This window comes from Spongiactinospora rosea (genome assembly GCF_003315795.1).
Classification (GTDB): Bacteria; Actinomycetota; Actinomycetes; order Streptosporangiales; family Streptosporangiaceae; genus Spongiactinospora; species Spongiactinospora rosea.
Map to the genome: position 1 here is coordinate 210732 of NZ_QMEY01000004.1, position 13018 is coordinate 223749.

The 13018-nt window shown below is 72.6% G+C and carries 10 protein-coding genes; 4 read left to right on the forward strand and 6 right to left on the reverse strand.

The genetic code is table 11. From position 1 onward, the window contains the following. Position 1: 1 nt before the first annotated feature. Positions 2-508, forward strand: a complete 507-nt coding sequence (locus DP939_RS46940; RefSeq protein WP_199565129.1) for a DUF1707 SHOCT-like domain-containing protein — start codon at positions 2-4, stop codon at positions 506-508. Positions 509-525: 17 nt separating this feature from the next. Here DP939_RS46940 and DP939_RS12920 read toward each other — a convergent pair whose 3' ends face one another. The 4 genes from DP939_RS12920 to DP939_RS12935 all read right to left on the reverse strand — a co-directional run bounded on the left by DP939_RS12920 (position 526) and on the right by DP939_RS12935 (position 7020). Beyond that, positions 526-1935 carry a sugar porter family MFS transporter gene (locus DP939_RS12920; RefSeq protein ID WP_113980910.1) on the reverse strand — a complete coding sequence of 470 codons (1410 nt, stop codon included), beginning with the start codon at positions 1933-1935 and terminating at the stop codon, positions 526-528. 88 nt (positions 1936-2023) lie between these two features. Beyond that, positions 2024-4531, reverse strand: coding sequence for a polynucleotide kinase-phosphatase (locus DP939_RS12925; protein WP_113980911.1), 2508 nt, complete (start codon positions 4529-4531; stop codon positions 2024-2026). Beyond that, positions 4531-5967 (reverse strand): 3' terminal RNA ribose 2'-O-methyltransferase Hen1, encoded by a 1437-nt coding sequence (locus DP939_RS12930; protein WP_113980912.1) that lies wholly within the window; start codon positions 5965-5967, stop codon positions 4531-4533. The genes DP939_RS12925 and DP939_RS12930 overlap by 1 nt, the downstream gene beginning before the upstream one ends. 129 nt (positions 5968-6096) lie before the next feature. Continuing rightward, a complete protein-coding gene (locus DP939_RS12935) occupies positions 6097-7020 on the reverse strand; it encodes an LLM class F420-dependent oxidoreductase (RefSeq protein ID WP_113980913.1) in 924 nt (307 codons plus the stop codon). Between the two features lie 144 nt (positions 7021-7164). On the opposite strand from DP939_RS12935, the gene DP939_RS12940 reads away from it, so the two are divergent. Further along, complete coding sequence (locus tag DP939_RS12940) at positions 7165-8208, forward strand: glycoside hydrolase family 18 protein (RefSeq protein ID WP_113980914.1); 1044 nt, start codon at positions 7165-7167, stop codon at positions 8206-8208. Positions 8209-8224: 16 nt separating this feature from the next. Here the strand turns inward: DP939_RS12940 and DP939_RS12945 are convergent, their stop codons facing one another. After that, on the reverse strand, positions 8225-9466 hold the full coding sequence (locus DP939_RS12945) for a class I SAM-dependent RNA methyltransferase (protein ID WP_113980915.1): 1242 nt from the start codon (positions 9464-9466) through the stop codon (positions 8225-8227). Continuing rightward, entirely contained in the window at positions 9466-11505 is a 2040-nt protein-coding gene (locus DP939_RS12950; RefSeq protein ID WP_113980916.1) for an APC family permease, read from the reverse strand. Before DP939_RS12950 ends, DP939_RS12945 begins: the two co-directional genes overlap by 1 nt. 173 nt (positions 11506-11678) lie before the next feature. On the opposite strand from DP939_RS12950, the gene DP939_RS12955 reads away from it, so the two are divergent. Next, the gene (locus DP939_RS12955; RefSeq protein WP_113980917.1) at positions 11679-12344 is read left to right on the forward strand and encodes a potassium channel family protein; all 666 of its coding nucleotides are present in this window, start codon (positions 11679-11681) and stop codon (positions 12342-12344) included. After that, positions 12344-13003 carry a potassium channel family protein gene (locus DP939_RS12960; protein WP_111168176.1) on the forward strand — a complete coding sequence of 220 codons (660 nt, stop codon included), beginning with the start codon at positions 12344-12346 and terminating at the stop codon, positions 13001-13003. The genes DP939_RS12955 and DP939_RS12960 overlap by 1 nt, the downstream gene beginning before the upstream one ends. Positions 13004-13018 lie beyond the last annotated feature (15 nt).

Below are 13018 nucleotides of genomic sequence, written 5' to 3' on the forward strand. Positions count from 1 at the left end.
GATGACGTCTCGCGACCATCTCCGCATCGGCGACGCGGAGCGCGACGAAATGATGGCGGCCCTGCGTGAGCACTTCGCCCAGGGCCGCCTGACCCAGGAGGAGCTGGAGGAGCGCCTGGGCCTCACGCTCGGCGCGAAGACGGGAGGCGAGCTGGCCAAGATCGCCGAAGACCTCCCGGCTCCGGCCGGCCGCGCCCAGCCGCAGCCCCGCGACGACCAGGGCCCCTGGCCCGGACCATGGCAGCCCGGCACACCATGGCACGGACACGGGCATGGGCACGGGTACGGGCACGGACATGGGCACGGACATGGGCACGGCCCCTGGCGCGGGATGTACGGCCCGCCGCGCATGCGCCGCGGACGCGGGGGCCCGCCCGTGGCCCCGTTCGTCATTCTGTTCGCCCTCGTCCTGCTCGCCGGCGGCCTGGGGGCGCCGCTGATCATGATGATCGCGATGATCGCGTTCATGGGCGCCGGCATCGCCCGCCACCACCATCACCGCCGGTGACCAAGGGGCCGTACGGCTCAGCCCATCTCCTCCAGCCTGCGGCCCTTGGTCTCCCGCACGAAGAACAGCACGAACAGGAACGACAGCACGGCGAACGTGGCGTATCCGACGTAGGCCCCGGAAAGGTTCCACTCCGACAGGCTGGGGAAGGTCACGGTGATCAGCCAGTTGGAGATCCACTGGGCCGCCGCCGCGACCGACAGCGCGGTCGCGCGGATGCGGTTGGGGAACATCTCGCCCAGCAGTACCCAGACCACCACACCCCATGACAGGGCGAAGAACAGCACGAAGACGTGCGCCGCGATGAGCGCGACCATGCCCTGCAACGGGGGCAGCGCGACGTCCTCCCCGGCGCCGCCGGCCGCGCTGAACGCCCACGCCGCCGTGGCGAGGGCCACCGCCATGCCCACCGAACCGGTCATCAGCAGCGGCCTGCGCCCGAGCCGGTCCACCAGGGCGATGGCGATGAAGGTGCCGACGATGTTGATGATCGAGGTGGAGAAGCTGATCAGCAGCGACTGGGACTGCTCGATGCCCACCGACTGCCACAGCGCCGACGAGTAGTAGAAGATCACGTTGATGCCCACGAACTGCTGGAACATCGACAGCAGAATGCCGACCCAGACGATGCCCTGCAGCCCGAACTTCGGCCCGCGCAGGTCGCGCATGGTGGTCTTGCGCTCGCTCTGCAGCACCGAGCGGATCTCCCCCACCCGAGCCTCCACGTCGACGTCCTCGCCTTCGACCTCGCGAAGCACCCGGTGGGCCTCGGTGGTCCTGCCCACCGCCACGAGGAACCGCGGCGACTCGGGGATGATGGTCGCGAACAGCAGGAAGAGCAGCGCGGGGATCAGGCAGGCCCCCAGCATCCACTGCCACGCCTGCAAGGGGCCGAGCGGGTTGTTGACGTCGCCGCCGGCGAGCTGGGCGATGACGTAGTTGACGAGCTGGGAGGTCGCGATGCCGAGCACGATCGCCAGTTGCTGGAAGGAACCGAGCCTGCCTCGGTAGGCGGGCGGCGCGACCTCGGCGATGTAGGCGGGGCCGGTGACCGAGGCCATCCCGATGGCGATGCCGGCCACGACCCGCCAGATCGCGAGGTCCCAGATGGCGAACGGCAGGGCCTGCCCGATCGAGCTGACCGCGAACACGGTGGCGGCGATCTGCATGGTCCTGGTACGTCCGAGGCGGTCGGCCAGCCGTCCGGCGAACCACGCCCCGGCCGCGGAGCCGAGCAGCGCCGCGGCCACCGTCGTCCCGGTCTCCACGGGGCCGACCTGGAAGTGCCGCTGGATGCCGGTGACCGCCCCGTTGATCACCGCGCTGTCGTAGCCGAAGAGGAACCCGCCGATGGCGGCGGCGGCCGTGATGAAGACGATGTGCCCGAGATGTTCCTCGTGGGTGCGCGCCGTAGGTGTGGTTCCCATGCCGTTCCTTACCCGGAGTACGCCGCCGTAACGGTCCAGGCCGGCGACATGGGATACCTACCCAACGCACACGATCATTCACATATCGCTACAATCGCGGATCGACCGGCTCGCTCTCCAGCGCCAGCACGGCGAACACCGGCTCGTGCACCCGCCACAGCGGCTCGCCCTCGGCCAGCCGGTGCAGCGCCTCCAGGCCGAGCGCGTGCTCGCGCAGCGCGAGCGAGCGCTTGCGGCCCAGGAACCGCCCGCGCAGCAGGTCCAGGCTCTCGGTGTAGTCGGGCCCGTAGACGATCCGCAGGTACTCCCGGCCGCGCACCTTCACGCCCGGCTGGACCCTCCCCCGCGTGAAGGACGCCGGTTTGACGACCATGCCCTCGCCGCCCGCCTCGGTCAGCTCCGTCCACCACCGCGTCGCCGCGGCGCGGGACTCCTCGGCCGCGAGATCGACGACCACGTGCCTGGTCGGCGCGATCAGTTCGGACTCGGCGCGGGCCAGCAGCGCCAGGTGCCAGGCGTGCGGCTCCTCCACGGCGGGGACGCGTCCCTCGCAGGCCAGGATATGGAAGGGCGCCAGACGTACGCCGGACAGGCCGTCCACCGGGCCGCAGTAGCGGGCATAGGCGTCACGGAACAGGGCAGCGTTGGCCTGACGGCGCCGGGCGCGGTCCAGCGGCGTGCCCACATCCAGGCCGCGCCCGGCCGCCGCCGTCAGGGCCGCGACCGCCTCCGGCAGCGCGGCGCCCGCCGCCGCGCCGACCGACGCGTACTGCTCGCGGATCAGCCCGCCCGCCTTGGCCGACCAGGGCAGCAGCTCGCAGTCCAGGACCACCCAGTCGCCCAGCGTCTCCCACAGCGGCGCGAGATCCGCGCGCAGCCGCGTGACCAGCTCGTCCATCAGCACGGGGTCGGAGAAGAACGGGCGGCCGGTGCGCGTGTAGACCACGCCGGTCGTGCCGTCGTCCACGCCGAACCGCGCCGCGGCGGCCTCCGGCGTGCGGGCCAGCACGGCGACGGCGCGCGAGCCCATGTGCTTCTCCTCGCAGATCACCTCGCCGACGCCCGCGGCCTGGAACTCCGCGAACGCCTCGTCCGGGTGCTCCAGGTAGCCGTCCCTGGCGGAGGTCTCGCCCGGGGCCATGGTCGCCGGCAGGTACACCAGCCAGCGGGGATCGATGGCGAACCGGCTCATCACCTCCAGGGCGGCGGCGGAGTTCTCCTCGAAGATCTTGAGCCGCCCGCCGTACCGGGACTCGACGTACCGGGTGCCGGTCACGTCGCCGATGGCGAGCACGCCGGGGTCACGGCGGCCCGAGCCGCCGAGCGGGCGGACCGGCTCGTACCAGACCCGCTCGGCGGGCACCGAGACCACCTCCCGCGACGGGTAGCGCAGCGCGGTCAGCCGCCCGCCGAACACGCACCCGGTGTCCAGGCAGATGGTGTTGTTGACCCACTCGGTCTTCGGCACCGGGGTGTGGCCGTAGACGACCATGGCCCGCCCGCGGTACTCCTCGGCCCAGGGGTAGCGAACCGGGAGGCCGTACTCGTCGGTCTCGCCGGTGGTGTCGCCGTACAGGGCGAAGGAGCGCACCCGGCCGGACGCCCGCCCATGGTAGGGCTCCTTGAGCCCGGCGTGCGCCACCACCAGCCGCCCGCCGTCCAACTGGTAGTGGCTGATCAGGCCGTCGGTGAACCGCGCGGCCTCCGCGACGAACTCCGGCGGCTCGGCGCCGAGCTGCGTCAGTGACTCCTCCAGCCCGTGCGCGACCTTGACCTTGCGCCCGGCCAGCGCCCGGGACAGCTTCTGCTCGTGGTTGCCGGACACGCAGAGCGCGGTACCGGCCGCGACCATGCCCATCACCAGGCGCAGCACGCCCGGCGTGTCCGGGCCGCGGTCCACCAGGTCCCCGACGAACACCGCGGTGCGGCCCTCGGGGTGGCGCGCGCCCACCGCCCGCCCGCCGGACCGCTCGATCTCCCAGCCGAGCGTGCCGAGCAGCGTCTCCAGCTCCGATCGGCAGCCGTGGACGTCGCCGATGATGTCGAAAGGTCCGGTGAGGTGCCGTTTGTCGGTCCAGGCCGTCTCGCGGGTCACCGTGGCGGCGTCGATCTCGGCCACGCCGTGCAGTACGTGCACCCGCCGGAAGCCCTCCTTGGCGAGGCCGTTCATCGATCGGCGCAGCTCCTTGCGCTGCCGCACGATGACGTGGCGGCCGAAGTCGCGCTCCGGCCTGGCCTCGTTGCGCTCGGCCGCGACCTCCTCGGGCACGTCCAGGACGATCGCGTCCACCAGTACGTCGTGCGCCTTGGCCAGTTCGATCAGCGATCTGCGGTCGTTGCGCTGCACGCTGGTGGCGTCCACCACGGTGAGCAGGCCACGGCGCAGCCGGGTGGCGGCGATGTAGCGCAGCACGTCGAAGGCGTCGCGGCTGGCGGACTGGTCGTTCTCGTCGTCGGAGACCAGGCCCCGGCAGAAGTCGGAGGAGATCACCTCGGTCGGCGCGAAGTGGCGGGCGGCGAACGTGGACTTGCCACTGCCCGACACCCCGACCAGCACCACGAGCGACAGCTCCGGAACACTCACCTCGGCGCTCATCAACGCACCCCCTCCTGCTCGCGCCCCGCCCGGGCGAAGATCACCATCTGGGTCGGCGGCCCCACCTCGGGGTCCGGCTCGCCGACCGGCCGGAACGTGATGTCGTAGCCGTACCGCTCGGCGGCGGCGCGCGCCCAGACGGCGAACTCCGCGCGGCTCCATTCGAAGCGGTGGTCGCTGTGGCGGTGCCCGGTCAGCCACTCGTAGCGGACGTTGTACTCGGCGTTGGGCGTGGTCACGATCACGTGCCCGGGGCGGGCCTGGCCGAGCACGACCCGTTCCAGCGCGGCCAGCCTGGGCGGGTCGACGTGCTCGATGACCTCCATGAGCACCGCCGCGTCGAAACCGGCGATCCGGTCGTCCGTGTAGGTGAGCGCGCCCTGGAACAGCTCCAGCCGGCCGCGCTGGGCGTCGGGCATGCGGTCCAGGCCGAGCCGGCGCCGGGCCACCATGAGGGCGTGGGCCGACACGTCCATGGCCGCGATCCTGCCGAACTCCGGCCGCTTGAGCAGGTCGGCGACCAGCGCGCCGGAGCCGCAGCCGAGGTCGGCCACGCTGCGCGCGCCGACGTCCGTGAGCGCGGCGAGGACCGCCTCCCTGCGCAGCGCGCTGAGCGGCCTGACGGGTGGCGGCTCTTCGCCGGGCGGCTGGGGCTCGGCCTCCTCCTCGACGGGCGGGGCCAGGGTCTCCTCGACCTCGTCGCCGAGTTCGGCGAGCCTGGCCAGGGCGGTGCGCTGGAGCGCCCGGCGCCTGCCCAGGTAGCGGCGGGCGATCAGGGCGCGTTCGGGGTGCCCGGCCAGCCAGCCCTCCCCCGCGCGGATCAGCTTGTCCACCTCGTCGGCGGCGATCCAGTAGTGCTTGGCGTCGTCCAGGACCGGGAGCAGGACGTACAGGTGGTTCAGGGCGTCGGCCAGCCGTACCTCGCCGTGCAGGACCAGCCGCACGTAGCGGGAGTCGCCCCACTCGGGAAAGGCCGGGTCCAGCGGCACGGCCTGCGCCTCGACCCGCCAGCCCAGCGGCTCGAACAGGCTCCGGGCCAGTTCGGGCCCGCCGCGGCAGGGCAGCGCGGGCAGCGTGATCGTGAGCGGCAGCGGCCGGGCCGCGGCCTCGGGGCGGGCGTCGCAGCGGCCCGCGCGGGCGGTGCGGAAGACGTCGCCGAGGGCGACGGCGAGCAGCGAGGAGGCCGCGTACGGCCGGTCGTTGACGTACTGGCCGAGCGAGAAGTCCGGCGAGGTACGGCCGCGCGTGCGCGCCAGGCGCACCGGGTCGACGTCCAGCATCAACGCGGCAGTGCAGCGCTCCTCGTCCGCCTCGGGGTAGAACACCAGCGCGGTGCCGAAGGACTGCCCGAACTCCTGCACCCGGTCGGGATGCTTGTGCAGCAGGAATCCGAGGTCGGTGGCCGGGGGCGCGGTGGTCGAGATCGTGAGCAGCACGCTGGACAGTCTGGCGTACCGTGCGGAGGCCCCGCGACCGCATAAGACCCGGTATGGCCCGGGATATCAGCGTTTCGGGTGATTCGTGGTGAAAGGCCGGTACGGCGTTCCGTACCGGCCTTCCAGGCGTCACACGTGCGGCAGGACGTCCGACGCGATCAGCTCCAGGTGGTCCAGGTCGGCCATGTCGAGCACCTGGAGGTAGATCCGCTCGCACCCGGCGCCGGCGAACCCGCCGATCTTCTCGACCAGCTCCTCCGGCGTGCCGGCCAGGCCGTTCGTGCGCAGCTCGCCCACCTCGCGCCCGATGGCGGCGGCCCGGCGCTCGACCTCCCGCTCGTCCTTGCCGCAGCACACCACCTGGGCGGCGGAGTAGATCAGCCGATCCCGGCCGGCCTCCTCACACGCCGCCGTCACGCGGTCATAGGCGGCCTTGGTGTCGTCGAGCACGGCGAAGGGGACGTTGAACTCGTCGGCGAACGCGGCGGCCAGCCGTGGCGTCCTGCGCGGGCCCAGCCCGCCGACGATGATCGGCGGGCGCGGGTTCTGCACCGGCTTGGGCAGCGCGGGCGAGTCGGCCAGCCGGTAGTGGCTGCCGTCGAAGGAGTAGGACTCGCCGACCGGCGTGCCCCACAGGCCGGTCACGATCTCCAGCTGCTCCTCCAGCTTGGCGAAGCGCTCGCCGAACGGCGGGAACGGGATGCCGTAGGCGGTGTGCTCCGGGTCGTACCAGCCGGTGCCGAGCCCCAGCTCCACCCGCCCGCCGCTCATCTGGTCGACCTGCGCGACACTGATCGCCAGCACGCCGGGCAGCCGGAACGTCGCCGAGCTGACGAGCGTGCCGAGCCTGATCGTGGACGTCTCCCGGGCCAGGCCGGCGAGCGTCACCCACGAGTCGGTCGGCCCGGGCAGCGGGTCGGTGTCGCCCATGACCAGATAGTGGTCGGAACGGAAGAAGGCATCGAATCCCAGCCGCTCGGCGGCCCTGGCGACCTGGAGCTGGTCGTCGTAGGTGGCGCCCTGCTGCGGTTCGACGAAGATCCTCAATTTCATACGTCGATTATCCGTGCAAATGGACCGTATCCATGGAGTGACCCCCGTACCCGTACGAGTACTTGCTAACCTTCGACCTTGGTACACAGGGTAGCCGCTCGGGCACATGCGGCGACCGTCGCATGCCGGAAGGAGAGCACGTTGATGAGGGAGCGGCTGCCGGGCACCCCGCCGCGGCCCGTGGTCGCCCTGGCGTTCGTGCTGCTCTTCGCGACCACCGGCGCGGTTCTCGCGCTGCTGCCCGGCCCGCGCGCCGCCGCCGGTCTCGGGCCCTTCGGGGCGGGGGGCCTCCCGGTCACCTCGGCCGCTGAGGTGACCGGCATGGAGCGGCCCCGCAGGCTGGTCGTGCAGCCGATCCGCACCGGCCCAGAAGGATTCGTGGTGTTCGTGGACACCGCCCGTTACCCGGGGCTCGGCCTGTCCGCGGTGATGCGGCGCTCGGGCGCGCGGTGGTTCGCCCTCGGCCACCTCACCACGGGCGGGGCCGATCGGTGCCTGCCGCGCTGGGGCGGCGTACGCGACCTCGGCGACGCCCCGGTGGCCGACGCGCTCGCGCGGGTCAGGGCGCTGGGCGGCGACGCCGCGCCCTCCCTCGGCGGCCCCGGCGGCCCCGAGCCCGCCCTCACCTGCCCGCGGGTGGCCGACCTCACCGCCGCGTACCGGCGGGTCGTGGACACCCTCGACGCCACCCATCTCGACTTCGAGATCGACGGCGGCGATGACGAGGACGGGAAGGTCGCCGCCCGCCGGGCGCGGGCGCTGGCCGCGCTCAAGCGCGAGGCGGCCGGTGCGGGACGACGGCTGACCGTCGGGTTCTCGCTGCGCCTGACCGCCACCGGGCTGTCGGCGGCCGACCAGCGGCTGCTCGCCGCGTCCGGCCCGGTCGACACGGTCGACCTACTGGTGCCGTTCCGCCCGCGGCCGGGCGGGGAGCACCTGCGCGCGCTCGCCGCCTCGATCCGCCTGGCCCAGGCCCAGATCGCCACCGCGTTCGGCCTGCCCGCAGGAGAGGACGCCTGGCGGCGCATCGGGCTGACTCCCGTGCTGCGCGAGACCGCCGACCTCACCCTCATGGACGCCAGGAAGCTCGCCGGTTACGCGCGCCGCAGAGACCTCGCCTGGCTGTCGGTCCGCGGCGCCCGCCCCGCCCTCGACGTCGCCAGGGTCCTGGCCCACGCCCTGCGCTGACCTGCGGCGCGGGGTGCTACCGGCGGGTCAGGTGCGCCACGCACTCGACGTGGTGGGTCATCGGGAAGGCGTCGAAGGCGCGCAGGCCGGCCAGTTCGTAGCCGAGGCCGCCGAACAGCGCGATGTCCCTGGCCAGGGTGGCGGGGTCGCAGGAGACGTAGACGATCCGGGCGGGCGACAGCGCGGCGATGCCGCCGGTCACGCCCTGGCCCAGCCCGGTGCGCGGCGGATCGGCCACCACGAGGTCGGCCGCGTCCATCTTGCCGAGGGCGTGGTCCACGTTCGCCCGCTCGATCCGGACCTGGGGGAGGTCGCGCAGGTTGCGGCGGGCGTCGCGGACTGCGGCGGCGTCGGACTCCACGCCCGTCACCGCGCCCTCGTGGCCGACCGCCTCGGCCAGCGCGGCGGTGAACAGGCCCGCGCCGCAGTACAGGTCGATGACGCGCTCGCCGGGCCGCGCGGCGGCGAAGCCCAGGACCGCCTCGGACAGCGCGTCCGCGGCCCCCGGGTGCACCTGCCAGAACCCGCTGCCGGTCACCTCGAACTCTCGCCCACCGGCCCGCTCACGGACGCCGCCCCGGCCCCTGACGGCCTCGGTACGGCCCCGGCCGTGGTCCACCAGCACCGCCGCGGGCGCGTCGAGATCCGGTACGGCGACGCCCCTGCGGCCCTTCGGGGTGACCACCACGGCGCGGTCTCCGGCCGAGGAGGCGATCACCTCCACGGCCGACGCGCCGCGCCAGGACTTGGTCTCCACCCCGGCGGCCTCCGCCTCGGGGTGCGTGATCAGGCACGCGTCCACCGGCTCGACCGTGTGGGAGCGGTGCCTGCGCAGCCCCGCCACGCCGTCCTGGCGTACCGCGAACCGCACACGGGTGCGCCAGCCGAGGCCGCCGGGCGCGCCGGGCACCTCCTCCACGACGACCTCGCGCTCGATCCCGGCGAGCCGCTTGAGCTGTTCGGCGACCACCGCCGCCTTCAGCAGGCGCTGCGCGGGCAGCGCGGCGTGCTGCCAGTCGCACCCGCCGCAGCGGCCGGGACCGGCGTAGGGGCAGGGCGGGGTCACCCGGTCGGGCGAGGGCTCGACGATTTCCACGGCGTCGGCCCGCAGGAAGCGCGAGGTCTCCTCGGTCACCCGGGCGCGCACCCGCTCGCCGGGCAGCGCGTGCCGTACGAACACGACCCGGCCCTCGTGCCGCCCCACGCACCAGCCGCCGTGCGCCACACGTTCGACCTTCACGTCCAGAAGTTCTTCCATCACGATCCCGGTTGCTCATCGCGGGACGGCCCGTCCCAGGGGCGGCGCACCGCGCCGGCGGCGAAGGGCTCCGGCCTGCCCTTGAGGCGCAGTGAGGAGTGCAGTTGCCAGGGGACGCTGGTCACCATGACGCCCGGCATGAACAGCAGCCGGCCCTTCAGCCGCAGCGCGCTCTGGTTGTGCAGGACGTGCTCCCACCAGTGGCCGACGACGTATTCGGGAATATAGACGGTCACCACGTCGCGGGGCGAACGGCGGCGGAGGTCCTTGACGTACTGGAGGATGGGCCGGGTGATCTCCCGGTACGGCGAGTCGAGGATCTTCAGTGGCACCGGCACACCGAGCCGTTCCCACTCCTCGGCCAGGGCCTCGGACTCGCGGGCGTCCACGGCCACCGTGACCGCCTCCAGCGAGCTGGGCCGGGTGGCGCGGGCGTAGGCGACGGCCCGCAGCGTGGGCTTGTGGATCTTGGAGATCAGCACGATCACGTGGTTGCGGGCGGGCAGGGTCTGCTCGGTCACCTCGCCCTCGGCGGGCAGCGCGAGCTCCTGGGTGACGTGGTCGTAGTGGGTGCGGATGCTCTTCATGATCCCGAACAGCACCGGCATCGCGAGCACCACGATCCACGCGCCCAGCATGAACTTGGTGATCAGCACGACCACCAGCACCAGCCCGGTCAGGATGGCGCCGAAGCCGTTGATGAGCCGGGAGCGCTGCATGCGCCGCCGCGCGGGCAGCTCGGTCTCGGTGCGCAGCAGGCGGGTCCAGTGGATGACCATGCCGGTCTGGCTGAGCGTGAACGACACGAACACGCCGACGATGTACAGGTGGACCAGCGCGCTCGGGTTCGCGTCGAAGACGAAGATCAGCAGGCAGGCGAAGGCGGCGAGCAGGATGATCCCGTTGGAGAACGCCAGCCGGTCGCCCCGGGTGTGGAGCTGCCGGGGCAGGAAGCGGTCCTGGGCGAGGATGGAGCCGAGCACCGGGAAGCCGTTGAAGGCGGTGTTGGCGGCCAGGAAGAGGACCAGCGCGGTGATCGCGCTGATGTAGATGAACCCGGGCGAGCCCGGCCCGAAGACGGCCGAGGCCACCGAGGGCAGGATCGGGTCGTTGGTGTACCCGGGACCGGCGGGCCTGCCGTCGATGAGCAGGTGGGTCGGAGGGTTCTCGGCCGCCTTGACGCCGGAGGCCAGCGCGAGCGCCACCACGCCCGCGAACATCGACACCGCGATGAGGCCCATCATCAGCAGCGTGGTGGCCGCGTTGCGGCTCTTGGGCTTGCGGAACGCCGGTACGCCGTTGCTGATCGCCTCGACGCCGGTCAGCGCGGCGCAGCCGTTGGAGAAGGCGCGCAGCAGCATGAACGCGAGCGCCAGCCCGGCCAGGGGGCCGGTCTGCTCGGGGACCACGGTGTAGTCGGCGCTGGGCGCGCGCAGTTCCTCGCCGAGCACGCCGATCTGCAGCAGGCCCCAGGCGATCATGCCGAGCACGCCGATGACGAAGGCGTAGGTGGGGATGGCGAAGAACGTCCCGGACTCACGGATGCCGCGCAGGTTCATCACCGTCAGCAGGGTCACCATGGCGATGGCGATGGCGACCTTGTGCTCGGCCACGAACGGGATGGCCGACCCGATGTTGTCCACGCCGGAGGAGACCGACACCGCCACCGTCAGCACGTAGTCCACCAGCAGCGCGCTGGCGACGGTGATGCCCGCGTTCGGGCCGAGGTTGGTCATGGCGACCTCGTAGTCGCCGCCGCCGCTCGGGTAGGCGTGCACGGTCTGGCGGTAGGAGGCGACCACCGTGAACATCAGCACGACGATGGCCGCGGCGATCCAGGGAGAGTACAGGTAGGCCACGGCGCCGCCGACCGAGAGCGCGACCAGGATCTCCAGGGGGGCGTACGCGACCGACGACAGGGGGTCGCTCGCGAACACCGGCAGCGCGATGCGTTTGGGCAGCAACTGCTCGTGCAGCTGGGTGCTGCGCAGCGCCCGGCCGACGAGGAGCCGCTTGGCGGCATCGGTCACTTTAGACACGCCTGACGATGGTAGCCGGACCGGCTGACCGGCAGGTTGACCGGCAGGCCGCGAGGTGGGCGGGTTCTCGGCCGGACGGCGGGCTCCCGGCACTGCCGCGCCGCTCCCCGGACGGTCCATACTTGTCAGAGGCACGAATCGGTCCGCCTCAATCGAGCCAGCGGCGGGGGAGAATGCACATCGTGATCATGGGATGCGGGCGGGTGGGCTCCACCCTCGCCCACATCCTCGAAGACAACGGACACTCCGTCGCCATCGTCGACCGGGACCCGCAGGCGTTCCGGAGGTTGCGCGCGGGCTTTCGCGGCCGGCGGGTGACCGGCATCGGCTTCGACCGCGACGTCCTCGCCGAGGCCGGGATCGGCACGGCCGGGGCCTATGTCGCGGTCAGCAGCGGAGACAACTCCAACATCATCTCCGCCCGGGTGGCGCGCGAGACCTTCGGCGTGGAGAACGTCGTGGCCCGCATCTACGACCCGCGCAGGGCCGAGGTCTACCAGCGGCTGGGCATCCCCACGGTGGCCACCGTGCGCTGGACCGCCGACCAGATCCTGCGGCGCATCCTGCCCGAGGGCGCCGAGCCGTTGTGGCGCGACCCGACCGGCACGATCGTGCTCGCCGAGGTCGCCTGCAACCCCGGCTGGATCGGCACCCGCGCGGCGGCCGTGGAGGAGGCCACCGGCGTCCGGCTGGCCTTCGTCAACCGGATGGGCGAGGCACTGCTGCCCAAGGCCGACACCGTCGTCCAGGAGGGCGACATCCTGCACGTGCTGGCCGCGGAGAACGACATGGACCGGATCAACAAGGTGCTCGCCGGCGCACCAGAGGGAGAGCACTGATGCGCGTGGCCATCGCGGGCGCCGGGGCGGTGGGCCGGTCCATCGCGGCGGAGCTGCTGGAGAACGGCCACGAGGTGCTGCTCGTGGACAACGACCCCAAGGCCATCAAGATCGACAGTGTGCCGCGGGCCGAGTGGCTGCTCGCCGACGCCTGCGAGATCTCCTCACTGGACGAGGCCGGGCTCAACAACTGCCATGTGGTGATCGCGGCCAGCGGCGACGACAAGGTCAACCTGGTGGTCTCGCTGCTGGCCAAGACCGAGTACGGCGTGCCGCGCGTGGTCGCCAGGATCAACCACCCGAAGAACGAGTGGCTGTTCAACGAGTCGTGGGGGGTGGACGTCGCGGTGTCCACGCCGCGGCTGCTCTCCGCCCTGGTCGAGGAGGCGGTCAGTGTCGGCGATCTGGTCCGGCTGATGACGTTCCGGCAGGGGCAGGCCAACCTGGTCGAGCTGACCCTGCCCGACGACGCCCCGGTGGTCGGGCAGCGCTCCGGCTCGGTGCCCTGGCCGGCCGACTCGGCGCTGGTGGCCATCCTGCGCGAGGGCCGGGTGCTGGTGCCGAGCGCGGACGACCCGCTGGAGGCCGGCGACGAGCTGTTGTTCGTGGCCTCCCAGGAGGTCGAGCAGGAGCTGGCCCAGCTCCTGGCGCCGCACTGATCGGCCGATCGGCCG